The sequence below is a fragment of the Balneola vulgaris DSM 17893 genome, assembly GCF_000375465.1.
Taxonomy (GTDB): Bacteria; Bacteroidota; Rhodothermia; order Balneolales; family Balneolaceae; genus Balneola; species Balneola vulgaris.
Genome location: NZ_AQXH01000002.1, coordinates 257200 through 282996 on the forward strand (window position 1 = coordinate 257200; position 25797 = coordinate 282996).

23 protein-coding genes are annotated in these 25797 nt (G+C 39.1%); 11 read left to right on the forward strand and 12 right to left on the reverse strand.

Annotated features, from left to right (window positions below; genetic code table 11):
* Positions 1-94 precede the first annotated feature (94 nt).
* Positions 95-1144: a recombinase RecA gene (recA, locus tag B155_RS13210; protein ID WP_018127789.1), complete on the forward strand. Its 1050-nt coding sequence runs from the start codon at positions 95-97 to the stop codon at positions 1142-1144.
* 22 nt (positions 1145-1166) lie between these two features.
* Here recA and B155_RS13610 read toward each other — a convergent pair whose 3' ends face one another.
* Positions 1167-3074, reverse strand: coding sequence for a PAS domain-containing hybrid sensor histidine kinase/response regulator (locus B155_RS13610; RefSeq protein WP_018127790.1), 1908 nt, complete (start codon positions 3072-3074; stop codon positions 1167-1169).
* Positions 3071-4222: an FIST signal transduction protein gene (locus tag B155_RS0108250; RefSeq protein WP_018127791.1), complete on the reverse strand. Its 1152-nt coding sequence runs from the start codon at positions 4220-4222 to the stop codon at positions 3071-3073. Before B155_RS0108250 ends, B155_RS13610 begins: the two co-directional genes overlap by 4 nt.
* A gap of 88 nt (positions 4223-4310) precedes the next feature.
* On the opposite strand from B155_RS0108250, the gene B155_RS0108255 reads away from it, so the two are divergent.
* From B155_RS0108255 to rodA, 9 genes are all read left to right on the forward strand, one after another.
* The gene (locus B155_RS0108255) at positions 4311-4970 is read left to right on the forward strand and encodes a regulatory protein RecX (protein WP_018127792.1); all 660 of its coding nucleotides are present in this window, start codon (positions 4311-4313) and stop codon (positions 4968-4970) included.
* Entirely contained in the window at positions 4967-6055 is a 1089-nt protein-coding gene (locus B155_RS0108260) for an AI-2E family transporter (RefSeq protein ID WP_018127793.1), read from the forward strand. Before B155_RS0108255 ends, B155_RS0108260 begins: the two co-directional genes overlap by 4 nt.
* Positions 6056-6132: 77 nt before the next feature.
* Positions 6133-6726 (forward strand): phosphoribosylglycinamide formyltransferase, encoded by a 594-nt coding sequence (gene purN / locus B155_RS0108265; RefSeq protein WP_018127794.1) that lies wholly within the window; start codon positions 6133-6135, stop codon positions 6724-6726.
* Position 6727: 1 nt separating this feature from the next.
* Positions 6728-8302, forward strand: a complete 1575-nt coding sequence (purH, locus tag B155_RS0108270; protein ID WP_018127795.1) for a bifunctional phosphoribosylaminoimidazolecarboxamide formyltransferase/IMP cyclohydrolase — start codon at positions 6728-6730, stop codon at positions 8300-8302.
* A gap of 92 nt (positions 8303-8394) precedes the next feature.
* Complete coding sequence (locus tag B155_RS0108275) at positions 8395-9459, forward strand: rod shape-determining protein (RefSeq protein WP_018127796.1); 1065 nt, start codon at positions 8395-8397, stop codon at positions 9457-9459.
* Between the two features lie 11 nt (positions 9460-9470).
* Complete coding sequence (gene mreC / locus B155_RS0108280; protein WP_018127797.1) at positions 9471-10316, forward strand: rod shape-determining protein MreC; 846 nt, start codon at positions 9471-9473, stop codon at positions 10314-10316.
* Positions 10317-10326: 10 nt separating this feature from the next.
* Positions 10327-10803 (forward strand): hypothetical protein, encoded by a 477-nt coding sequence (locus tag B155_RS0108285; protein WP_018127798.1) that lies wholly within the window; start codon positions 10327-10329, stop codon positions 10801-10803.
* Positions 10800-12641, forward strand: coding sequence for a penicillin-binding protein 2 (gene mrdA / locus B155_RS0108290; RefSeq protein WP_240386268.1), 1842 nt, complete (start codon positions 10800-10802; stop codon positions 12639-12641). Before B155_RS0108285 ends, mrdA begins: the two co-directional genes overlap by 4 nt.
* Positions 12634-13884 (forward strand): rod shape-determining protein RodA, encoded by a 1251-nt coding sequence (gene rodA, locus B155_RS0108295; RefSeq protein ID WP_018127800.1) that lies wholly within the window; start codon positions 12634-12636, stop codon positions 13882-13884. Before mrdA ends, rodA begins: the two co-directional genes overlap by 8 nt.
* Before the next feature lie 4 nt (positions 13885-13888).
* Here the strand turns inward: rodA and B155_RS0108300 are convergent, their stop codons facing one another.
* Positions 13889-14509: a ribonuclease HII gene (locus B155_RS0108300; protein WP_018127801.1), complete on the reverse strand. Its 621-nt coding sequence runs from the start codon at positions 14507-14509 to the stop codon at positions 13889-13891.
* Between the two features lie 79 nt (positions 14510-14588).
* Between B155_RS0108300 and B155_RS0108305 the strand changes: the two genes are divergently transcribed.
* The gene (locus tag B155_RS0108305; RefSeq protein ID WP_018127802.1) at positions 14589-15698 is read left to right on the forward strand and encodes a vWA domain-containing protein; all 1110 of its coding nucleotides are present in this window, start codon (positions 14589-14591) and stop codon (positions 15696-15698) included.
* A gap of 46 nt (positions 15699-15744) precedes the next feature.
* On the opposite strand, the gene B155_RS0108310 is transcribed toward B155_RS0108305, so the two are convergent.
* The 9 genes from B155_RS0108310 to B155_RS0108350 form a co-directional block, all read right to left on the reverse strand.
* Positions 15745-16281 (reverse strand): OmpH/Skp family outer membrane protein, encoded by a 537-nt coding sequence (locus B155_RS0108310; RefSeq protein WP_018127803.1) that lies wholly within the window; start codon positions 16279-16281, stop codon positions 15745-15747.
* 10 nt (positions 16282-16291) lie between these two features.
* The gene (locus B155_RS0108315; RefSeq protein ID WP_157464813.1) at positions 16292-16810 is read right to left on the reverse strand and encodes an OmpH/Skp family outer membrane protein; all 519 of its coding nucleotides are present in this window, start codon (positions 16808-16810) and stop codon (positions 16292-16294) included.
* 28 nt (positions 16811-16838) lie between these two features.
* On the reverse strand, positions 16839-17366 hold the full coding sequence (locus tag B155_RS0108320; RefSeq protein WP_018127805.1) for an OmpH/Skp family outer membrane protein: 528 nt from the start codon (positions 17364-17366) through the stop codon (positions 16839-16841).
* A 10-nt stretch (positions 17367-17376) separates the two neighbouring features.
* A complete protein-coding gene (gene bamA / locus B155_RS0108325; RefSeq protein ID WP_018127806.1) occupies positions 17377-19854 on the reverse strand; it encodes an outer membrane protein assembly factor BamA in 2478 nt (825 codons plus the stop codon).
* A 24-nt stretch (positions 19855-19878) separates the two neighbouring features.
* Positions 19879-20709 (reverse strand): isoprenyl transferase, encoded by an 831-nt coding sequence (locus B155_RS0108330; protein ID WP_018127807.1) that lies wholly within the window; start codon positions 20707-20709, stop codon positions 19879-19881.
* A 71-nt stretch (positions 20710-20780) separates the two neighbouring features.
* Positions 20781-21251 (reverse strand): 6,7-dimethyl-8-ribityllumazine synthase, encoded by a 471-nt coding sequence (gene ribH, locus B155_RS0108335; RefSeq protein WP_018127808.1) that lies wholly within the window; start codon positions 21249-21251, stop codon positions 20781-20783.
* Between the two features lie 2 nt (positions 21252-21253).
* Entirely contained in the window at positions 21254-22105 is an 852-nt protein-coding gene (locus B155_RS0108340; RefSeq protein WP_018127809.1) for a PHP domain-containing protein, read from the reverse strand.
* On the reverse strand, positions 22105-23745 hold the full coding sequence (locus B155_RS0108345; protein WP_018127810.1) for a S41 family peptidase: 1641 nt from the start codon (positions 23743-23745) through the stop codon (positions 22105-22107). Before B155_RS0108345 ends, B155_RS0108340 begins: the two co-directional genes overlap by 1 nt.
* Positions 23745-25733: a LysM peptidoglycan-binding domain-containing protein gene (locus B155_RS0108350; RefSeq protein ID WP_018127811.1), complete on the reverse strand. Its 1989-nt coding sequence runs from the start codon at positions 25731-25733 to the stop codon at positions 23745-23747. Before B155_RS0108350 ends, B155_RS0108345 begins: the two co-directional genes overlap by 1 nt.
* Between the last annotated feature and the right edge of the window lie 64 nt (positions 25734-25797).

Consider the following 25797-nt stretch of genomic DNA (forward strand, 5'->3'; position numbering starts at 1 on the left):
ATTACACATATTTTCTCATCGGAATTACGATGACACGATGTGACACCCCTTGTGCATATATTTAGGGGAAACGAAAAAACTTAAGCATAGAATCATGGCTGAATCAAAAGATAAACTAAAAGCACTCGACATTGCCGTTGGGCAAATTGAAAAGCAACACGGTAAAGGCACCATCATGAAGTTAGGTGATGATGCAGCTCAAGATGTTGAGGTGATCTCTACAGGATCAATAATGGTAGATTATGCCCTTGGTGTTCAAGGCGTGCCACGTGGTCGTATTACCGAAATCTATGGACCTGAAGCCAGTGGTAAAACAACATTGGCCTTACAAGTAATAGCCGAAGCTCAAAAGAATGGTGGATATGCCGCATTTATTGATGCAGAGCATGCCTTTGACCCTCGCTACGCTAAAGCATTAGGTATTAAAGTTGATGAACTACTCGTATCTCAACCTGATAGTGGTGAACAAGCCCTCGAAATTACCGAAACCCTTATTCGCTCTGGAGCACTAGACGTTATTGTTGTGGATTCAGTGGCTGCACTAGTACCTCGTGCTGAACTTGAAGGCGAGATGGGTGACTCACATATGGGTCTTCAAGCACGCTTAATGTCGCAAGCACTTAGAAAAATCACTGGTATCGTAAACAAATCTCACACTGCTTGTATTTTCATTAACCAGGTACGTGAGAAGATTGGAGTGATGTTTGGTAACCCGGAAACAACTACCGGTGGACGTGCACTTAAATTCTACTCATCGGTACGATTAGACATCCGAAGAATTGGCGCCATCAAGAAAGGCGATGAGGTTCTTGGTAACCGTACGAAAGTAAAAGTAGCTAAAAACAAAGTAGCTCCACCTTTTAAGGTTGTGGAATTCAATATTATGTATGGTAAAGGGATTTCTAAAATTGCAGAGATACTTGATCTCGCAGTTGAGTTCGACATCATTCAGAAAAGAGGAAGCTGGTTCCGATATGATGGTGAACCTATTGGACAAGGTGCTGATTCTGCTATGCAGTTCTTGGAAGAAGATGCAGCACTTACTGAAAAGATCGAAAGTACCGTTCGTGCTCGACTAAAAGGTGAAGAGCCTGATGAGATTACCGCCGATGCGAGTAAAGAAAAAGAAGCCGAAACAGCTTAATAAGTAATGGTAGTGAACCCTACTATTCGTTCACTAGCAACTGATTGATAATTTTATTGTAAAGAGTGGATGGGTCGAATGGCTTTGTTAAATAGTCATTCATCCCAGCCTCTTTGCAACGATCAGTATCTCCCTTCACAGCATTGGCTGTTAGCGCAATTATAGGAATATCCATTTTCAATTGATTCCGAATTGCCATCGTCGCTTCGATGCCATCCATTACAGGCATTTGCACATCCATCAATATAATATCGAACTTATCATTGGTCAGCTTTTCAAGAGCTTCTTCACCATTTTGAGCCCAATCGTGTTTTACACGCCATTGATCGAGTAACGACTTAATCAACAATCGGTTGATTTTATGATCTTCAACGAGAAGTAAATTAATAGTCGAGATATCAAAGGTGTTTACATTATAAACGGGTTGTTCAGCAAGGTCTTCTTTATCCGCATAACTCAATGGAATATTCACAGAAAACTCTGAACCCTCTCCTACTGCACTTTGCACTAGAATCTTACCACCTAACAGTTCAACTAATAATTGTGTAATGGTAAGCCCTAAGCCCGTTCCACCAAATTTACGTGTTGTACTTGTGTCTGCTTGGCTGAAACTTTCAAAAATCTTAGTGAGCTTTTCGTTACTAATACCAATACCTGTATCTACAACTTTAAACTGAACAACTTTACCGTTTTTTTTGGTATTTAACGCATGCACCTCCAGTTTCACAGATCCTCGATCAGTAAACTTTATAGCGTTACTCAATAAGTTGATTAGTATTTGTTTTATTCGAGTTGGATCACCAATAAAATAACTCTTAAGGTCTTTGCTCAGTTCTTTCTGTAATAAAATACCTTTCTCTTCAGCTCTGAAATGCATGGTCGAAAATACATCATCAACCAGCTTTACCATATCGAACCCCACTTGTTCAATATCAAGTTTTCTGGCTTCTATTTTAGAGAAATCTAGAATGTCATTGATAATAGAAATCAGATAATCAGCAGAGTTAATAGTAGCTTCTACATATTTCTTTTGCTCTGGATTAAGTGGTGTTTGATTTAAGAGTTTTGTTAAGCCTATGATGGCGTTCATCGGTGTTCGAATTTCATGGCTCATATTGGCAAGAAATTCTTCTTTTGCTTTGGAGGATTCTTCCGCCTGCTTCTTAGCCTCTAATAGGTCTCTCTGTACTTTTTTAAACTTCGTTATATCACGGGCAACTGCTTGTATGCCATGATATTTACCATCTCTGTATAAAATTTGAACATTTTGACCAATCCAGAGCTCTTTCCCATTTATGGTTTTAAGTGGAAACTCTAAATAATTAGTAGACTCTTTTTTCTTAATTCTAGTGGTATAGAAATTATATACAGTATCTCTATAATCATCTCTCACTAAGTTTATAAACTTCATAGCCAAGAGGCCCTGTTCAGTATAACCTGATAATCTATAGGCAACAGGATTTACATAGGTGAAGTACCCATCTTTATCTACCCTATAGATAATATCCGTGGCATTTTCTACGAATAGCTTATACCTTTTTTCACTTTCACTTAAAGCCTGTGTAACCTTCTTCCGGTACTCTATTTGTAGCTTCACATAATCCGCTACAGCTGAAATATTTTCAGTGTTCAACGCTTCAAATTCTCTAATCCCTAAGGTCTCTAGCGACTCTTTTAGGGTATTCAGTACCTTTACTTGTTTCTCATTTTCAACTTTAAGCTTCACATTCGACTCTAAAATCTCCTCGGAACTTAAATCCATAGCACGTTCTAGTAATGCTCTATCACTATCATAGTGCTCATAGGAAGACTGAACCTTATGCAGTAGAATCACTAACTCATCGGGTAATGCCTTATCCTCACCGTACGCCTTTTTTAGCTGGCGGAGTAAAAGCTTGTTAGTAATTCCATATTCGTCGGTGTAACTCATTCTAACTCGGTAAAGGTCGTAATAGTCATTGTTTGATTGTGCAGCTCACAAGTAAGATTATTCGAGTGTGGGGATATTTCTCCATTTGAGAAGAACCCTGCATAAGTGCTCTCTTGCCCAAATACATCTACTACGCTTTCAACTTCTTCTTCGATACGTTGATTGAGTACAAGTTTCCGTCCTACACAGCTCACCATTAATACTAAATCAGGATTCTTAGCTAAATTAAAGCGCTCAACATTTTGTACAGCGGCATCCATTGCTCCTTCAATGATACGGTCAAAGTTTGCACGCATAAATCGAACGGTAGAACCTTCAATCATATTTCCTGCGAAGGTCATAGTACCTTCTTCATCATCAACATTTAAAACTGTTCTAACAAGCGGCTCATCCACGCCATCTAATTTCATATTGAGTGGGAACAATAAAGCTGAACCAGGTAATTCTTCAGCTTTATCGCCTAGATAGCGCTTATAAATTTCTAAGGCATTTTTGCCATCAATCTCATAAAGTACATTGCCAATTGATTTTGTGACTATACGGTGAGGACCAAATTCATCCCATCCCCCTTTGGCACCGTATGTGATTTTTATGTTTTCACCATAAAAACCAATCAGCACTACATTTCCTTCCGACGGTATTTCATCTACACTCACAAGCGTTTTAATAAACTGAGCGTTATCACTGGCCATACCACCCGTAATACTTACTGAATTACTCGTCTCACTTCGAATTCCTTTAACTAATTCTGACCCATTTACTACCTGCCCATCCGATACTACCAAGATATGATTCAAGTCATGATCACTTAGTTTCTTTGCAAGTTTAGCTCCCAGTTCATAGCTGTCCTGAACTTCACTGTGGTTTAACGACTGCACCTCAATTGGTGTTTTCTCTAATTGAATGGCTGTTACTAATATATTTTGCTCGTCATGAACTTGATCTGAAATTTCCCCCGATGTTGAAGCAGTTACAATCTTAGCATTAGGATACTTCGACCTTACAAAATTGTAATGACTTTCATCACCCAGTAACTCAACAGTGCCAAACATAAACACTAAAGTTGCTGATGATTCTGAAAACCCTAACTCTCTTTTTCGGCTTACCCAGCCATCAGAATTTGAATATATTAGCTGTTCGCTTTTCATATTTTTACATTTTTAAAATAACATAGAGCTTTTCATATTTTAGGTGAATTAGAATAGGTTAATACAAACCCTTATCGGTATCACCAACTTGCCTAAAGCTCCGAAATTACCAAGCACTGTATCACGCATCGAAGTGCAGAAAAAATCATCAGTTAGGTACTCTATTTTTTCTGAAACAGAATTCATAGTGGGAGTTTCTGATGCTACTTTAGTAAGATTAGATTTACGTAAGGGAACCGTAATAGACGAAGTGCTCTATCAGCGAATAGAAAATGAAGAAGAAAGATGGAAAGTTAGAGAGTATCTCATTGGTCTATTATCAAGAAGAGATCATGCAAGTTTTGAGCTCAAACAAAAAGGATTAAAGAAAGACTACTCGGCTCAGATTCTAGATGAATTAATTTATGAACTTGAGCAAAAAGGATATATCAACAATCATAGTTTTGCGGTTAAATATGTCCATGACAAGTACGAGTTCAATAAATGGGGCCCCACTAAAATTCGAATAGAGTTACAGAAAAAGAAGCTTTCAGCAAACATCATTGAACAAGCACTGGATGAAGTGTTTAGTGAAGTGGATCAAATTGAAACGATTCATGCCTTAATTCTTAAAAAGAAACCGGCTTTACTTCGTACAGAGGCCTTTAAAAGGAAGAAGAAAATTTTTGACTTTTTAGTACGGAAAGGGTTCTCTCCAAATACTATATTAAAGCAGATGGATTACCTCTTAGAATTAATAGAAAAATGAAAAACATCACCTTAGAACGTGTGGTAAAATTTGGGATTGGGATAACCGCCGTCGGTTTTCTTGGGCTCGTATTATACCGTTATGGTACATTGGTGTTGTACTTAGTGCTGGCTATGATTCTAAGTTACATTTTAGATCCTGTTGTAAACTGGTTACAACGCAACAAAATCCATCGCACGCTTGCCATATCGCTTACTCTCATAGCCGTAATTTTAGTGTTTGTGTATGCCTCTACTTCTGTTGTCCCAATTGTAGCAGAACAAATGGTAGAACTGGCTGGACAACTTGATATTCAAAATATTGAGATGATTGCCAATAGCGTGGAAACTAAGTTGAGTGAAGATTATCAATTTATTCCCGAGGGATTTCTAAGTAATAATATCTCTCAGGTATTGAATAGCTTATTTAACTTCGACCAGTTTTCATCTGTATTCAGTAATGTTGTGGGGGTATTCACCGACATCTTCTCGGCTATTCTGGTTGTTCCTTTTGCAGCTTTTTTCTTCTTAAAAGATGGATCCAAAATCCGTCGTGATTTACTCCGTTTGGTTCCCAATAAGTATTTCGAAACCTCGCTTACCCTCATCGATAAAATTGAGAAACGACTGGGATTATATTTTAGAAGTGTATTACTTCAAAGTATTTTAGTGGCTTTTAGTTCTTGGAGCACATTGTCTATTGCTGGACTTGAAAACTCATTATCGGTAGGTATTGCTGTAGGTCTCGCAAACACGATCCCTTATTTTGGGCCGGTTCTTGGCTACATACTTTCGGTGATTATATCAATCATTGAAACGGGAGATTTCTCGCTAGTGCTTGCTTGCTTGCTCGCAATCTTTATTGTGCAGATGCTAGACAATATCCTATTTCAACCATTGCTGTTCTCGAGATCGGCAGATATGCACCCGGTGGCTATCTTATTCATCATATTAGTTGGGGCTGAAACAGCGGGAATTCTAGGGATGTTGGTAGCTATACCATTGGCTACAATTATCCGAATTACCATTTTACAGATATCATGGAGTTTCAATAACTATCAAGTATTCCGGCGAGATACTGAAGTCATAAAAAGCTCCTCTGGTTAGCAATCTTATCTCTGAATTAGAGCTAAAGATTGCTATCTTTGTAAAACGCTATTAGGCAACGCTAAAATAACAGCACATTGAATAACCTCGTTGTTTTTGCCTCAGGTTCAGGCTCAAACTTCCAATCTATTATAGACGCCATTACATCGGGTCAGCTGTCCGCACGTATTGTAGGTTTGGTGACTAATAAAAATGAGGCCTATGCTATTGAACGAGCTAAAAATAACAACATTCCTGTTCTGGTTTTAAACCCCTCTGATTTTGAAGACAATAGCGAATACTCTGAAAAGCTCCTTCAGCAACTTACAGATTGGAATACAGATTTAATTGTTTTGGCTGGCTATTTGAGAAAAATTCCAGCTTCCATTATACAAGCGTTTGATAATAGAATATTAAACATCCATCCTGCTCTATTGCCCAAATTTGGAGGCAAAGGATTTTATGGAATGAATGTACATACAGCGGTTATTGAGCAACAAGAAGTTGAAACAGGTTGCACCGTTCATGTAGTAACAGAAGAATATGACAAAGGCCCTATTTTAGGGCAATCAAAAGTTCAGGTATTAGATACAGATACTCCTGAAGACCTTGCAAAACGTGTGCTTACGGAAGAACACAAATTGTATCCTCGTGTAATTCAATCTCATTTAGAAACTCTAAATCAACATTAAGGTGGCTTTAAAACCCTTATCCTCACTCCCAACAACACCATTAATTATCAAAAGAGCACTGCTTTCAGTATCTGATAAAACAGATATCATTCCATTAGCAGAAGCTTTACATGCCAATGATGTAGAACTCCTTTCTACAGGTGGTACTGCCAAAGCCATTGCAGATGCAGGAATTCCAGTTAAAGATGTTTCTGAAATAACGGGGTTTGAAGAGTGTTTAGATGGACGAGTTAAAACACTTCATCCTTTTGTGCATGGTGGAATTCTAGCTCGCACGAGTTATGAAAACGACAATATAGAAATTGAACGTCTAGGTATTCAACCAATCGAACTAGTTGTTGTAAACCTTTACCCATTCAAAAATAAAATTAGTGAAGGTAATGTTGATGCTGCCACAGCTACCGAATTTATTGATATTGGTGGCCCAACTATGATTAGAGCAGCAGCAAAGAATTTTGCTCATGTTGGGATTCTCAGCAACCCATCTCAGTACCCGAACTTTATTAATGAATTGAATTCTGGTGAAGGCATTACTTTTGAAACTAGAAAATCTTTAGCTAAAGATGCCTTCAACCATACCGCTGATTATAATTCTGCCATTGCGAATTACTTTAACGAATTGGTTGAAGAAGAGCCTGCTCATCAACTCAATGTAGCCCTACCGCTATCTCAAGAACTACGATATGGTGAAAACCCACATCAAAAAGCAGCGGTTTATGGAGAGCAAGATTCAATCATTGATTGCTTTCACGGTAAACAATTGAGCTACAATAACTTCATAGATGTTGATTCAGCATTAAGCATCATTTCTTCTTTTGAAAGTGATAAACCTGCATGTGCCATCATTAAACACACAATCCCTTGTGGAGTGGGTGTAGATGAGCAGTTGGTTGATGCCTATAAAAAAGCTTTTAGTACCGATACGGTTTCACCATTTGGTGGTATTGTGGTAGTGAACAAAGAGCTGGATTTAGCAACGGCTCAAGCCATTGATGAAATCTTTACAGAAATCATCATCGCTCCTGCTTTTGCAGATGATGCCCTAGAATTACTTAGCCAGAAGAAAAATCGACGTTTAATCAGGATCAAAAAACAACTTACTGAAGTACAAGCAAAGTCGTACCGTTCTATTTTTGGTGGTGCTCTTGCTCAAGATGCTGATTTAGCTCCTATTAACGAGGATGATTTCGAGGTTGTAACAGATCGCAAACCAACCGAAGAAGAAATGGCTGATCTCCTTTTTTCATGGAAAGTAGTTCGCCATGTTAAGTCGAATGCTATCGTTTATGCAAAAGCAGGACGCACATTAGGGATAGGATCGGGACAGACAAGTCGTGTTGACTCTTCTGAAATAGCTGTGGATAAAGCAGCTAAAGAAGGATTAGATTTAACGGGCTCGGCAATTGCATCGGATGCTTTCTTCCCATTTTCTGACGGAATTGAAGCCGCTGCAAAAGCAGGCGCAACAGCCGTTATTCAGCCAGGAGGCAGTATTCGTGACGAAGAAGTAATAGCCAAAGCCAATGAATATAATATGACGATGATATTCACTGGTAAGCGGCATTTTAAACACTAATTTGCATTATAAATTATATTTCGCATATACAGTATCAATCTCGTATTTTCCCGAAATACCTTTAGCATCATTTAACATCTACAATTTTGGCAATGTCTGACAATTACGGAATCCCATCGCCGGCGTCTTCTAAGAACAAGCAAAAGAAAGGGCTACTCGATTTTTTATATACTGATATCGCAATCGATCTTGGTACAGCGAATACTTTAATTTACGCACGTGGTCAAGGCATTGTATTGGATGAGCCTTCCATCGTAGCATTAAACCAAAATAACGTACCAGTTACCACGGGGCATGAAGCTCGTTTGATGCACGAGAAAACGCATAGGAACATACGAACAGTACGTCCGTTGCGTGATGGTGTAATTGCTGATTTTGAAGTTGCCGAACATATGATTCGTGGCATGATCAAAAAGGTAAAGATGAAGTGGTATTCATCTACTCGCCAAATGGTTATTTGCGTACCAAGTGGTATAACCGAAGTAGAAAGACGTGCGGTACGCGACAGTGCTGAACACGCAGGTGCTAAAGAAGTATATCTTGTAGATGAACCGATGGCAGCGGCTATTGGGATTGGACTTGATGTACATGAGCCTGTTGGAAGTATGATTGTAGATATTGGTGGTGGAACCACTGAAATTGCAGTAATCGCACTTTCAGGTATTGTATATGCTCAATCTGTACGTTTAGGTGGAGATGAGTTAAATGAAGACATCATCAATTACTTCCGTCGCAATCACAACTTACTGATAGGTGAGCGAACCGCAGAAAAAATTAAGTGTGAGATTGGATCTGCCGCACCACTTGATGAAGAACTTGAGATGATCACTAAAGGTCGTGATTTAGTAAATGGTGTTCCAAGAACACGCCATATTACTAGTAAAGATGCTCGCGAAGCTATCGCTGAATCTGTGAACACCATTGTTGAATCTATTACAAAATCACTTGAGCAAACCCCACCAGAATTATCAGCTGATATTCTAGACCGTGGTATTATGTTAACCGGTGGTGGCGCGCTTCTAAAGAACTTGGATAAATTGATTATGGAGACTACAGATCTTCCTGTTCATATTGCGGAAGATCCATTAACTGCTGTAGTTCGCGGAACGGGGGCAATCTTAGAGAACTTAGAATATTATCGCCCGGTGATTTCATAACAGAAAAGTGAATGCGATTTAAGATCCTTAAAGTTGGAGAAGCCAAAGACTACATAATAACTGCCTTTCTACTTCTGCTATCAATTACTATAGCTATTAGCAGAAACCAAGGCGGTATAAATAGTTTACGTCAAGTTTCTATTACTACCATAAGCGTTCTACAATCACCTCTAGCAAATATTCGAACTTACCGCCAGGCGTTGCAAACAAACACTTACCTGCAACGCCAAAATATCTTACTTCAAGATGAGCTCAGTAAATTACGCTCTATTGAACAAGAGAATATGGTGCTTAGAAATTTATTAGCCTTTCGTGATTCAACCAACTACGAGCTTATCCCTACTCTTATTATTGGTAAGGAGCTAAACAGCATCAACACGAGTTTGACGATTAATGCTGGGAAGCGTGATAGTGTTAAAACAGGCATGCCACTTGTTACCTCAGATGGACTTTTAGGCAAAGTTATTTTAACCAATCAAAAATATGCCCAAATACTTCCATACAGTAATACCTTATTCAGAGTAAGTGCTATCATTCAGGAAAATCAAGCACCAGGCATCGTATCATGGAGTGGGCGTTCAGATGCTCAGCTTGTCTTAGATTTCATTCCAAAAACAATTCCTGTTAACCAAGGTGCCACTGTTGTTACTTCTGGTTTTAGCAATGAATTCCCAAAAGGCATCCCAATTGGCTCGGTAGTAGATATAGAATTTGAAGAAGGTAAAGAAACACAGCGCATCTTTTTAAAGCCTTTTGCCTCATTGGTTGAAGCCTCACACGGTTTTCTAATCAATTTCCAACCCGACACAGCTGTCGTTAATTTGGAATCTCAATTCAATGAAATATTTGATCAATAGATAGACCGCAATGAATAGAGATCTCATTAAACATATTGGCGTTGGAATACTTTTTATACTGTCTCAGTTATTGCTGTTTCAGTATTTGGATTTGTTTGGAGCTACTGTTGATGCCTTACTCATATTTCTAATATGGCTAATGCTTAAATACGATCGAACGGCTACTCTTATCTTTGCGGCATCATTAGCATTTTTGCAAGACGCTTTCTTCGATACTTGGGGGATAAATATGTTCACCAAAGTACTTACGGTGTTCATTGCACATCGCTTTGTGTCGCGTAATTCTAGTGTGAAGCTCTTATCGTGGCAAGTTTTTGCCGCAGTATTTATCATAAGTATTGTTCATAACCTCATATACCTAGGTTTTTCATCATTCTTAGATGTTTATACACTTGGGTATTCTCCTATAATTTTATTGCTTGGAAATAGTTTATACACCTCCATCATTGGTACGGTATTATTCATTCTAAAAGGTGATAACAATTGAGTATTCATACTCCAAATAGAGCACGAACATCTATTATAGCCCTACAAGTCATCATGTTCTTAATGTGCATGATTGTATTGGGGAGAGTATTCTACTTACAAATAATTCAATTCGAAGTTTATGACGAACTCGGTGAAAGAAATTCACTGCGTCAAGAATATGTAGAACCTGCACGTGGATTAATCTATGACAGAAATGGTCAACTCCTTGTAGATAATCAACCCATCTACTCTATCACCATCACTCCTCAAGATTTTGAGGATGAAAACATTCCATTACTATCCGAATTATTAGGTGAGCCAGATTCTTTAATAACTGCTCTTGTCAATAAAGCTAAGTCTTATTCGCGGTTTAGAACCTCTAATTTAATTACCGATGTAAGCTTTAATACATTTTCATTGATTCAAGAAAACACTTGGCAGTTACCGGGTATTGGTCATAAAATTGACAGTAAAAGAAATTATCCTGCTGAAGGTTTAAAGGGGTCGCACGTATTCGGTTATTTACGTGAAGCGGATGAAGACGATTATAACAACAACAACAAGTCGATTAGACTGGGCGATAAAATCGGAAAAAGTGGGCTCGAATTAATCTATGAAGACAGCTTACGTGGTGATTTAGGTATTCAATATGTGAAGGTGAATGCCTTAGGACAATCATTGGGCTACTTCAATGAACAAAAGAATACTACTTCACCTGTTCAAGGGGATAACATCTACACCACTTTGGATGCAGATTTACAATCCTTTGCTGAAGAATTAATGGAAGGCAAGCAAGGTGCAATTGTAGCCATGAACCCAAAAAACGGGGCTATTTTAGCATTAGTAAGCTCCCCAGAGTACGACGTTCGTAAACTTGCAGGCCGCATCGACAATGAATATTGGGCTTATATAAATATGGACTCCACTCGCCCATTGTATAATCGCGCTATTTCAAGTAGACAGCCCCCAGGATCAACCTTTAAACCATTGATGGGTATTATTGGGCTTCATCTTGGAATCGTTAATGTAGATACCGAGATTTATAACAGTGGTTTTTATATGAGAGGTAGACCCATTAAAGATCTTGCTGAACCGGGTAATTATGATCTTGAAAAAGCCATCGCTTATTCAAGTAATACCTACTTTTTGCATGTAATGGACAAGATTGCCACTTCTGGGCAATTAAATACCTGGAGTAATCTAGTTAAAGACTTTGGACTTGGAGTTCCAAACAATATCGATTTACCGAGTGCCAATAGAGGAATTATCCCAGATAGCACCTATTTAGACCGCCATTTCGGTAAGAATAAATGGGGCCTTGGCGATATCCTTATGTTTGGAATTGGCCAAGGATTAGTGTCTGCTTCTCCGATTCAAATTGCACAAATGACAAGTACCATAGCCAATGGTGGGTATAAAATTAACCCCCATCTTGTACAAGTTATTCAAGAAGCAGATGGCACAACTTATACTCCAACCATCACTACCGAAAAAATTGATTGGGTAAAAGAGGAGTATTTAGAAACGGTGAAAAGAGGTATGCGACGCGTTGTAATGGAAGGGAGTGGTAGCTATAGAGCCAACTTCAAAGAAATCCCAACTGCGGGTAAAACCGGTACTGCTCAGAACCCACATGGAGAAGATCATGCATGGTTTACTTCCTTCGCCCCTTATGATGACCCACAAATTGTTGTTACGGTACTTGCTGAGAATTATGGCTTTGCCTCTCAGTCGTCGGCCCCTATTGCTTCTTTGATTATAGAAAAATACTTAACGGGTGAAGTATCTAGAAAATACTTGTACGAATACGTACTTAATGTAAAGCCAAGAATCTCAGATCCAGACGACGATGAATAACTTTAGAGATTTTAACTGGTCTATTGTTTTAGCTTGGCTCGTATTAGCTATGATAGGATTAGTGGCTATTTATAGTGCTACTAGAGGCCCTGTTGCTGAATTCTTACCGAGTTTCATTCTAAGAAACTTTAGTAAACAAGCGGTATTTGTTGGCCTTTCAATCGCTTTAGTATTTGGCTTTCAGCTGATTTCTCCGCGTTCCTATATGCAATTATCCTATGTGTTCTATGGCATCGGATTACTCCTTATGATAGCCACCTTTTTATTCGGTGCAGAAATTAATGGAGCAAAGAGCTGGATTCGTTTTGGACCTGTCAATATCCAAAGTAGTGAGCTTATGAAGATAGCTACTATTCTAGCTACGGCTCAATACCTAACTAGTAGACGAGATATCAGCGCTGAAAACATTCGATATGCTTTAACAGCCGTGATGATGATCCTAATCCCAACGGCTTTTGTGATCCTGCAAAATGACTTTGGTACAGCCATCGTATTTCTTTCTTTAATCCCCGTTATGCTATTCTGGTCGGGCTTACCCTATGGAGTTTCTATCTTCATCGTGTCGCCTGCTATCATTCTTTACTTAACCGTTTTTGATTGGGTATATGGGGCCATTGCTGTAGCCATTATCTCATTTGTCATCTTTATGGTTCAGAAAAGAATTTGGCTAACCTTAGCTTCTGTTGTCACCGGTATAGTAACCGTGGTTGGTGTGAACGTGGCCTTAACCAAGATTCTTCAACCCCACCAGATTGCTCGAGTGATGGCATTCACCAATCCTCAGTACGACCCAACCGGAGCGGGGTGGAATGTAATTCAAGCTAAAACGGCTATAGGCTCTGGGGGAATCTGGGGTAAAGGCTTTATGGAAGGAACTCAAACTCAGTTGAAATTCTTACCCGAGCAATGGACTGACTTTGTAAGTTGCGTAGTTGGTGAAGAGTTTGGCTTCATGGGTCTTGGCCTACTCATCGTTACTTTCTTATTTCTATTCATGCGCTTACTAAAAGCAGCGAGTACACATAAGCACCCATTTGCTCAGTTAGTAACTGTGAGTGTCGCTTCCGTCTTCTTCATTCACTTTATTATCAACCTTGGGAGTGCAACGGCATTACTTCCTGTGATTGGTATTCCCCTACCCTTCGTGAGTTATGGAGGTTCAGCTTTTTTAACGAATTCACTTATGCTAGCCATATGTTTAAATATGGACTTCTATAAACGTGAATTTAGTATTTATCGCTAGTCGTTTACTTTTTCTTATAAGCTAAAGTAGTACCCAGTTTAAAGCTTTTTCGATGGTATTCGGTAAACCCAAAAGTTTGCAATGCTTGTTTATGTGCTGGAGTAGGGTAGCCTACATTTTCATCCCATTTATACTCAGGATATTCCGTAGCTAACTTTCTCATCAATCGATCTCTATAGTTTTTAGCTAGAATTGAAGCAGCTCCAATACTCATCGACTTATCATCCCCTTTCACTACACAAGTAAAAGGCACTAAGGATGTAGTATATCGATTCCCATCCACCAAAAGGTAATCGGGGTTTGCACCGGCTATCTCAACACATTTTTGCATGGTGTTAATTGAAGCCCATAAAATGTTTAACTCATCAATTTCTGCTAATGAACCTTCTTGAACCGTATAAAACAATGCCTTGGCTTTGATCTCTTTTTCAATCTCAAAGCGCTCAAATTCAGATATCTGTTTACTATCTCGAATGCCTTCAATCTTTGTGCCTGCCTTCAAAATAACGCCTGCTGCAACAACGGGTCCTGCTAAGCATCCTCTCCCAACTTCATCCAATCCCATTATTCGCTGAAAGCCTTCTTTCCACAGTTGTTTTTCAATTTTAAGTCTACTTTCTACCATTAATTGTATTTTCTAAAAATAAGTGCACATTATTGGAACTGAATTGGCTTCAGATTCTTTTCAAAAGAAAAGGTAAGGTATGAATTTCAGATATTTTGAATGGAACGAAAAATTTGGTCGCAATAATACCCAAGGTGCGTTCGATACACTTTGGAATTTATTTCAAGAATTACTCACCGTTGCAAGTGGAGATGTAGGCCAAGCCTTACGATGGCTAACAGAACTAGATAAAGAGTACAGCATTACCGACCAATTTGATGAAGAGTATTCCTTAGGTGACTTTCTAGACGATTTAAAAGATCGTGGATACATAGAAAAAGATGATAGCGATCAAGTTGTTATTACTCGCAAAACAGAACGTAGTTTGCGCCAAAAATCGCTCAATGAAATCTTTAAAAATCTTCAAAAAGGTGGTGTGGGTGATCATAAAACACCTTATTCAGGCAAAGGCTTAGAACGACAACCTGAAACTCGTGCATGGATTCCTGGGGATGATATCGGACAAATTGATAGTGTAGGCACCATGTTGAATATGCTCAATCACAGTTCTATTGAGTGTTTTGAACTTCAAGAAAATGATTTATCGGTGTACGATACAGATCATCATACATCGGTGAGTACTGTTCTTTTAATCGATATCAGCCATTCTATGATATTATATGGCGAAGACCGAATCACCCCTGCCAAAAAAGTAGCTATGGCATTGTCGGAACTGATTATGACCAATTTCGCAAAAGACTCGCTAGATATAATAGTATTTGGCAATGAAGCATGGGAAATTAGCGTAGAAGACCTTCCCTACTTAAAAGTAGGCCCTTACCATACCAACACCCTTCAAGGGCTTGAGAGAGCTCGCCACATCCTTCAGCGAAAGAAGTTCGCGAACAAGCAAATCTTTATGATTACTGATGGGAAACCATCTGCTATGTTTGAAAATGGGAAGCTTTATAAAAACAGTTTCGGCTTAGATCGGAAGATTGTAAATAAAGTGCTAGACGAAGCTGTGAAATGTAGAAGAGAGAAAATCACTATCACTACATTTATGATTACGAGTGACCCTTACTTACAGGGGTTTGTGCGAGAACTTACTGAAGCTAATAAAGGTAAGGCCTATTATGCATCGCTCGACGAATTAGGTGGGTATATCTTTGAAGATTACATTCAGAATAGACGAAAGAATGTGAAATAAAAAAAGCCGGATAAACCGGCTTTTTTAAAAATAGATATGGAAGAAATTAGATTCCTAATTCTTGCATTACAGCATCAGTGATGTTGTATTCTGCAGCATACGACTGAGAAGCATAAAGAATAATCATATCACCAGTGTTTGTGGTCGTATTCAATACATACGATAAGCCTTTGCGCTCAGCTACTGCATTAATTGCATCGCCGATTTGAGAAAGAAGTGGTCCTAGAAGTTCGTTTCTTTTAGCTTGAACTTCATTTTGAGCCGTTCTTTCAGCTTGAGCTAATTCCATGTTCATTTGCTGAAGCTTTTGTTCTTCCGCTTGTTTTGCTTCATCAGAAATAACTCCTCTTTTCTGCTCATAGTTAGTTAAAGCAGTTTGAAGTGCTGCTTCTTGTTGAGCTAATTCTTGAGTTTTACGATCGGCAAAATTCTTAAGTCTTTGCTGAATGGCTTTCATTTCAGGCATTCTGTTAAGCACAGCTTGAGGGTTGATAAACCCAATTTTTGTATCCTGTGCGTAGGTATTAACTGAAATGAGAGAGATAAATATAAATGCTATTCCTAGCGAGATCTTCTTAAGCATGATTCTTCTTTTATGATTGTTTTAATTTTTCTAGTACCAACTCCGTAATATTCTTCTGAGCATCGTCAGCATAAAAAATGATAGCACCGCCGTTTACAGAGCCTTCATTTAATACCATATCAAGTCCTAGCTCATCCGCCACAGCTTGAATAGCCTCAAATACACGAGCCTTCACTGGGTTGATAAGTGCTAATTGCTTTTGCTGAACTTCATTTAGACTATTTTCACGTTCTTGTTCGAACTCAGCGTTTTTTTCAATTAGCTGTTGCTCACGAGCTTGACGAGCTTCTGCCGACATACTGTTTTTAGCTGCTTCGTAATCTTCAATCATTTTTTGAAGATCAGCTGCTTTAATGGCTAATAGCGAATCCTTTTCAGTCAACATTTGGCCGATTTGTTGATCGATTTCTTGGATTTCTGGCATTCTCGAGAGAATAACTTCAGGATTCGTGTATCCAACCTTTACTTGAGCATTCACCTGAATGGCGCCCACAAGGATAAATAAGGTTAGTAATAATAATTTTTTCATGGTTGTTTGTGTATTTGTAGAGTGATCATTATTCAATTTCGATACCAAGTTCCAATAATATGGCTTCGTTCAAATTCCATTCTCCTCGGGCATATATCATGTAGATGTCGCCCGAACGATCGAATACAAAATCAAAGCCTTGGCGCTGTGCAACTGTGCGAACCGCCGCGGATACTTGGCGTTGTATAGGCTCTAATAGTTCTCTTTGTTTTGAGAAGTATTCACCATTAGGGCCAAATTTTTGAGCTATATAATTTTCTTTTTCTTGTTTCTTTAAGCTGATTTCCTTCCTTTTTTCAGCTTTTAATTCTTCTGTATACAGGATTTCTTTGGCTTCAAAGTCTTTTTCTAGTGCCTGAATTTCTTCCTCAATAACCTGAATTTGTTGTTGCCAGCTATCGCTTAAAACTTGTAGTCTTTGTTCAATACCAGCATACTCAGGGATCTTAGAAAGTACAAAGTCAGATTCATAGAAACCTATTTTTTGATCTTGCCCTACAACCGATGTAGAAAGCAAGACTGCTAGAATAACGGGATATATGAATCTGAATTGCATTAGCATCTTTTTAGAAAGGTGCACCAATGTTAAATAAGAACTCCCACTTGCCTGGCTGAAGGTTACCCTGCCCACTTGTAGTTTGAACACCATCAAAGCGGTACCCATAACTAAGATCAACCAAACCTAATATAGGCAAGAACAAGCGTACACCCACACCCGCCGATCTCTTCACGTTAAACGGATCGTATTCACTGAAATCCAAGTAAGCATTACCAGCATCTACGAATGTATATGGAATCAACTGAAGTTGTTCATTTTGAACAGCTGGGTAACGAAGTTCTGCAGAGAACTTATTATAAATTCTACCCCCCACTTTTCTACCATTTACGATAGGTCCAATACTTTCATTAGAACCGCCTGGATAGCCACGCATATCGATATTATCATATAAGAAACTCTGACGTTGCTGTAATTGAGTACCACCAATCAAGAAACGCTGATAGTTATTTCTCTTGTCTTGAGTGAAGTACCCAATGTAACCGAAATTTGCCTCAGTAGTAAATACCAGCTTTTCTGTAAGTGGGAAATGCGATTGGTAATCGGCTTTAATCTTATAGAATTCAGAGAATCCTTTTAAAGGAAGAGCAATTTCACCTGATAAAGTGAACTTAGAACCCATAATCGGTGAAATAGGATTCACAATAGAATTACGTTCAATCACTTCTTGAACGGTGATTACATTCGAGATACCAGGTTGGAAAGCCCCTGTAAAACCTTCTACGTCATAAAGTTGGTATCCAAGGATAGTACGCTGAGAGAAATAATCATCTGGCCACTTAAGTCGCTTACCTAATGAAACACTTCCAGAGAATAATTTCGTTTTACCATAGCTTACCTGAGTCACGTAATCTTTATTGTCAATTAAGTTATAAGATAAGTTAACCCCTAATGAAGTAGGCTTGCCCCCTAACCATGGTTCCACAAAACCAAGGGAATAACTTTGGTAACCTCCACCTGTAACTTGTACCCCTAAGGATACTTGCTGTCCATCACCTGATGGGATTGGAGCCCAACCGCCCTTCTCAAAAGCTCGTTTAATCGAGAAGTTATTGAAGTTGATACGCGCAGAAATAATAGCACCTATCTGCTGACCACCGTAACCACCTGAGAACTCAAAGTTATCGGTTGATACCGATTCATCCAACACGTAGTTCACATCTACTGTTTTAGAATTCTGATCAGGATTCAATTCTGGTGTAATATTTTGAGGATCAAAATATCCTAGCGTACCTAATTCACGAATAGTTCTAATAATAGCTTCACGAGAGTAGGTGCTTCCTGGAACTGTTCTTAGTGTACGGCGAACTACATCATCGTGTGTTTTGGTGTTACCAGTAAACGACACTTCTTCGATGGTAGCAATTTCATCTTCATAAATTTCAAAACTGATGTCTAGCGAATCTTCCGCAACTTTTTCAACCGTTGGAATGCCTCGGAAGAACAAGTACCCAATATTTTGGTACATGCTGTTTACACTCGTTTCACTAATAGAGAAGTTTTCATCGAATTTCTCTTCGTTGAATACTTCACCTTTTTCGAATCCAAGTGCTTCTGTCAACTGCTCATCAGTATAAACAGTATTTCCGTCCCAGTTGATGTTTCGAATTTTGTACTGTGGACCTTCTTCTACTTCCATCACTACCCGAACACCTTCAAGGTCTTTCACATAAACATAGGTATACACTGAATCGTCAACTATACGTGCATCGGTGTACCCATTCTTGCGGTAGAAAGCTAGTACGCTTTCCTTACCTTCTTCAAAATCTGATTCCTTGTACACTTTTTTAGAAAGGAACTTCCACCACTTATCCTCTTTCAGTGGTTTCATTTTTTTGGTGAGCTTACGATCAGAAAAAGCCTCATTGCCCTCAAACTTGATATCTTTGATTTCTAATCGAACACCTGGATCGATATCAAAATACAGACGAGCTCTGTTTTCTAATTCTGGATCTTCCTCTACTCTTGTCTCAACTTTGGTATACCAATATCCTTTATTTTTGTAGAATCGCTGAATGGTGTTAATAACTTGAGCTTTATTCGACTCGGTAATCGCTGTACCCGGTAAGAGGGTAATCATCTCTTCAAGATCACGACGTTGAGAGCGTTTAACACCTTCAATTTTGTATTCAATTAATCGAGGCTTCTCTTCAACTCGTATAATCAGGCTGATTTCAGTACTGGTTCTATTCGCTATTAAGATTTGCACATCCGCAAATAAGCCTGTTCTAAATAAACGCTTTAATGCATCTGCAATGTCTTCTCCTGGATAAGTAATAGTACTACCCACTGTAAGCGCACTCGCATTGATGATAAATTGTTCGCGTGTGCTTTCTTCGCCTTCAACTACTACACTACTGATAGTGTACTCGGCAGGAGTATTTAGGGTTGGATCGGTAAGTTGGAAAGTGTCTTGAGCTTTTATACTACTTGATAAGGTCCCAAAACTGATTGCAATAACGAGTGCGAGTGATAATCTTTTTAACAAATCTGACACTTAATTCTTAAAGGTTTACTTTTTTTTGTTTTTGAGTAAACGGGTCGATAACCCTTTTTCGTCTTCACCATTATTTATTTTTCCAAATCGTCGATCTCTGCTTTGGTACGACTCGATGGCTTCATAAAGCTCATCTCTTCTAAAATCTGGCCAGAATTGCTTGGTGATATACAATTCTGAGTATGCTAACTGCCATAGCAGAAAATTACTTATACGATATTCGCCACTAGTTCTAATAATCAAATCAGGATCAGGCACATCTGCAGTTGAGAGATGCTCAGCAATCATTTGATCATTAATTAAAGCGGGGTCTAAACGGCCTTCTTTCACATGTTCGGCTATTTTCTTCACCGCTTCTGTGATGTCCCACCTACCCGAGTAACTCAAAGCTAAACATAACTGAAGACGAGTGTTGTCTTTCGTTAGGTCTATAGCTTCTTGAAGTTCTTTTTGGCAATCTTTTGGGAATTTCTCCATCTGCCCAATCGTAACCATCTTGATGTCGTTTTTATGCAGATTCTCTGCTTCTTTACGAAGTGACGACACCAATAATCTCATCAAACCTCTAACTTCAGCACTTGGACGTCCCCAGTTTTCAGTCGAAAAAGCATAGAGAGTGAGGTATTTAACCCCTAGTTGAGCGCATGATTCGGTAATATCGCGCACGGAATCAACGCCTACTTTATGCCCATGTAAACGAATACTGCCTTTACTTTTGGCCCAACGTCCATTCCCATCCATAATGATAGCAATATGCTCAGGAATTTCACCGGCCTTTTTCAGGTTCAGTTGTTTTTCCTGGTCTTCTTTGGATTGAACGGTATTTGTGAGAGTAAACTTTTTCAAAAAAATTCAGCTGATTTACAAGCTTTAAAAAATAGGTTATTACAGCCCTTATATCAAGCGATTGCGAGATTTCAATTGTTAAGATTCTGCTTCAATGAAATCATTTCTAATAATGCTAAAGCAGCCTCTCCACCTTTGTTGCCTTCCTCTCCTACACGCTCTAAAGCTTGTTTTACATCGTCGGTAGTAAGTACGCCAAAAGCTACAGGCTTGCCGCTTTTTTGGTTTACATTTAAAATTCCTTCGGTAACTGCCTCACATACATATTCAAAGTGTGGAGTTCCACCGCGTATAACCACACCTAGCGCAATCACTCCATCTAGTGGTTTACTATCTAACATAAACTGAACGGCTAGTGGCAACTCAAAAGAACCGGGACAATGTGCAACAATGATATTCTTATCCTCTACCCCATTCCCCTTTAACACTTTCAGTGCTCCTTCAAGCATGCGGTCGGTAATATTCGAATTCCATCTTGATACCACTATACCCACGCGGGCATGCTTTGGTTGAGTATTTGTTTCAATATATCTGACGCCCATAATCAGTCCTCTATTTCTATCGTTTGTTTTCTTAATTCTGTCATTCTTTTCAAGCTATCTAAGTACTTCTTAGCTATGGTAACCACGCCTACATTGGTATATCCACCTTCAAAAGGGCCGTGGTAATCACTTCCTCCCGTTTTAAGCAGCGATTGTTTATCACATAGCTCAGTATACTCTAGCTGTTTTTTCCAGTTGTGGCTCGGATGTATGCATTCAAGGCCATCAATACCTAGTTCTATAAAGGTATTAACTTCTGCTTTAGAATACATCCTTCCGGGATGGGCTAAAATTGCCGCTCCCCCAACTTTTTTTATAATATCTATGGCTTCCTCAGCCGTAGGATAAGCACTTATGATTTCACCAAGCTGTTGATTACTCAAGTATCGCTTAAAAGCCTCGGCTACATTTGACACATACCCTTTTTCTATGAGTACTTTGGCAATATGCGGCCTACCTAAATTAGCGCCGTCAGCCTCAGCCCACACTTCTTGATATTCGATATCCACTTTTTGGTCTTGAAGTGTTTTTACAATGCCTTTAATTCTGTTTTTACGCGCACGTGTTTGAGTATTCAAAAATTCAGAAAAGTACTGGGTATTAGGATCAAAGTAGTAGGCTAGTATATGCGCTTCACGACCATTAAATGTTGTGGTAACTTCTACACCGGGCACTAATTCGATTCCTAACTCATCCGCTAGTGGCTTTGCTTCCCAATAGCCTTCAAAGGTATCATGATCTGTAATAGAAACCGCTTTAAGCTTTTTCTGCTGAGCTAGAAGTATTACTTCTTCAGGCTTTAGCTTTCCATCTGAGCAAGTTGTATGAATGTGTAGGTCGGCCTTATCTGCCATTAATTTTCACCACTCAACGTCAATTCTATTTTTTCTGGTGATTGGATGTACTGGATGGCTGTATTGAGTTGATCATCCGTTGTTAAAGCCGCCTTATATTTACCTGATTCGCCTTTCGTTCGTGCAATAAGTTCTAAGAACAACTTATTTTCTATAAATGATTTTTTCTTGATCAGAGCCTCTCTATTTCGCTGCTTATTTAATTCTTTCAATTTCTGAAGTGCTTTCTCTGCTTCCTCAGATCCCTCAAATTCACTACTCAAATTATCGAGTAAGGATTGGGCGTTGTTATCATATTTAAACTCTTTTTCTTCCAAATAATTTATGAACTCATCAAATGAGTTTTCAGGAAGACGCTCATATTCTGAAGCACCTAGTCGGGCATGCAATTCAGTAGCAAAATCAAAGATTAATCCTTTTTGAATGAGCGCTATTTCCAGTAAATCGAGTTGTTCACCACTTACAGCAACATCAGGACCAATACCTCTGCTTTCTTCAACTACTCGACCATTTTTTGTTTTAAATATCTTACCCGATGGGGCACGTTTTACTACTCCTGAATTCGCGCCTTCATGGGTGTACTCTAAAGACTGAATACTACGCCCACTTGGTATATAATATCTGGCTATCGTGATTTTCATTGAGTTGTTATAAGGCAATGGCTTCACAATTTGAACCAGTCCTTTTCCGAAACTTTGTTCACCAACAATTAATGCACGGTCTAAATCTTGCAGTGCCCCTGCAACCACTTCGGAAGCACTTGCACTACCTCCATTCATCAAAACCACTACAGGTTTTTCGAACAGTACTGGTTGAGTAGTAGTGAAAGTTTGGTTGTATTCAGCTATACGTCCCCTCATATCAACCACCATCAATCCTTTTTCTACAAATGCATCAATAATGGCTACGGCTTCTTGTAATACGCCCCCGGGATTGTCTCTGAGATCTAAAACAAGACCTGATAATTCTCTTTCATCTTCTAAGGATGAGATTGCCGTGATAACCTCATTCGCCGAACCAATATTAAATTGATTCAATCTTACATATCCGATGTTTTCTTCTTCACCTACATGAGTGACATAAGACACCGTTTTTTCTTCAACTCGTTGGCGGGTTAGTTCAAAGTCTATGGGCTGATCTACTCCAAAACGATTAATGGTAATTGTTACTTTCGAACCTTCTTCACCTAGGGTTAATGATTGTACTTCCTCTGGTTGAAGTCCGTCAGTAGAAAATTGGTCTACAGCAATGATAACATCGCCTGCTTGAAGCCCAGCCTTTTCAGCGGGACCACCTTCGAGTGGGGCAATTACCACAACTTTCCCATTTCTGTACCCCGACTCAATACCTATTCCAGCGTAATTACCTCGGGCTTGAATCTCTGCTTGCTCGTTTTGATTCTCATTGTATATAACGGTGTAAGGGTCGAGCGTTTCGAGCATTGCTTCTACCCCTGTTCTCATCAATTTTTCAGGATCAACTTCATCCACATATTCTAAGGCAACATTCTCATAGGTTTTGCTGAAAATGGAGAAGTTTTTCTTGATGAGGAAGAAGATATCAGCTTGCTGTGGAGCTAATGCAACTGCCGTAACTGCTATAACAAGCAGTAACACTGATATCTTTTGGTGTTTAACCATTACTTTTTTCTGATCTTGAGCTCTTGTCCTACAAAAATTCTAGAACCTGAAATCCCATTTAAGCTACGTATGGTGCTTAAACCGATACCAAATCTCTCAGCAATTTCGCCAAGAGTATCGTTTTTTCGTACGGTATAGGTTTCATAACCATTGTTTGAAGTAGTAGCTGAAGCTAACAAGATGTTTTCGCCTCTACGCTGTTTTTGCTCAAGCGCTTGTTTATCTCTATAGCTCATTTGATCTACTTTACTATAATGAGCTTCATGTTCTTTAGGTACGTGAACGGTTAATTTTTGGCCAACACGAATGGTGTTTCCAATACCATTCCAGGCACGAACTTCAAAAGATTTCACATCATACCATTCGGCAATATGACCAACGGTGTCGCCAGTCTTAACCTGATAAGTAAGCTTTGTGGTATTAGCTGGTGCAGAAGCTTTTGTTGAAGTAGAACGGCTTCGACTTGTGTTTGTAAGATTCGTAGGTCGGTTTGCTGAAATCTTACCTGCACTTCCAGCTGGCAATGGAATTACTAATTTTTGGCCAGGGTGAATAATGTTCGATAAGTTATCGTTACTGGCGTAGATGCCTCGAACTGTAGTTCCATATTTTTGTGCGATTAAACCAATCGATTCACCTCTACGCACAGTATGAACGGTCATATCTTGAGCACGATTTTCCTTTGGAATGTCTTTATATGCTAATAGGAACTCATTTTTTATACCCGTTGGTATCTTCAATGGATATTTGTTTCCTGGAGGAGTTGCCCAACGCAGTAACTCAGGATTGTATGACTTTAGCATATCTGTGGTGATACCTGCTGCTTGAGCTAGAGCATCAAGTGGCATTAGCCCTTCAACTTCTACTACATCATAGGAATAGGGTTCGCCTTCATATTTCTTTTGGAAGCCAAATTCTTCTGGGTTTAGTCCAATCATAGCTGTAGCAATGAAACCAGGTACATACCCTCTCGTTTCTCTCGGTAAATATGGATAGGCTTCCCAATAATCTTTCTTTCCACCGGCTCTACGGATGGCACGATTTAATCCACGTGGACTGATGTTATAGTTGGCCATAGCAAGATGCCAGTCATTCCAAATATCATGTAAATCTCTTAAGTGTCGTGCTGCAGCGCGTGTAGCTTTTTCTGGATCTCTTCGTTCATCAACCCACCAGTTTACTTCAAGGCCGTAAACACGACCCGTTGCTGCTATAAACTGCCACATACCTACAGCTGATGCCCAGCTTCGAGCTGTTGGATTCAATCCACTTTCAATAAATGCAAGGTAAGCTAGCTCTGAAGGCACTCCTTCTTCTTTGAAAATCTTTTGGATCATAGGCATATACGTTTCCGCACGTTGAAGCCAGCGCTCCATTACCTCTGGTCTCTTTAAGGTATAATACACTAAACTATTGGTCACATACCTATTCTGAATAAGAGGCACTTCTGTTTTCGTAAATGTTACATCTTTAGGGAAGTTGAAATCTTCATTTAAGAAGGCATCGTCTTCAGCAAAGAGCTCTTCTTGAATTTTAAAGATCTCACCCTGCGGTTCATTCATCGCTTCGGTGATCCCATAAAACTCACGGTATTCCGTAACTACGGCTCGTGAAAGTTCTGCGAATCTACGATCACTTCTCAATTCTGGGTAATCATCCAATAAAGCTTGAGAGGCATTTACTGCATCATTGATGTGCGTCTCTGCTTCCAAAGGTTGGTCGTTGAGCTGAGATTCTAAACTCAACACATGTAATTGATAGATATCCGTAATTCGACGAAGGATATCTTTTTGGAAGTCATCTAACTCTATATCTACAGGCTCGTTGGGTTGCTGCTTGGGCAACGCCTTGTCTTGTAGAGGGTTAGTTACCGGAAGAAGCCGTAATGGCATATCTTCTGATTTAATACTTGTGGTATCTTGGGCTATCAAAGGAGTGGCACTTAAAAATAGTAGTGCGCAACAACTCAATTTGATCATCTTTTGCATATTCGTGTCTGTAGTTTAAAATGCTGACTTAAAGTAGTAAATAAATGCCTTAATTATGAAATTA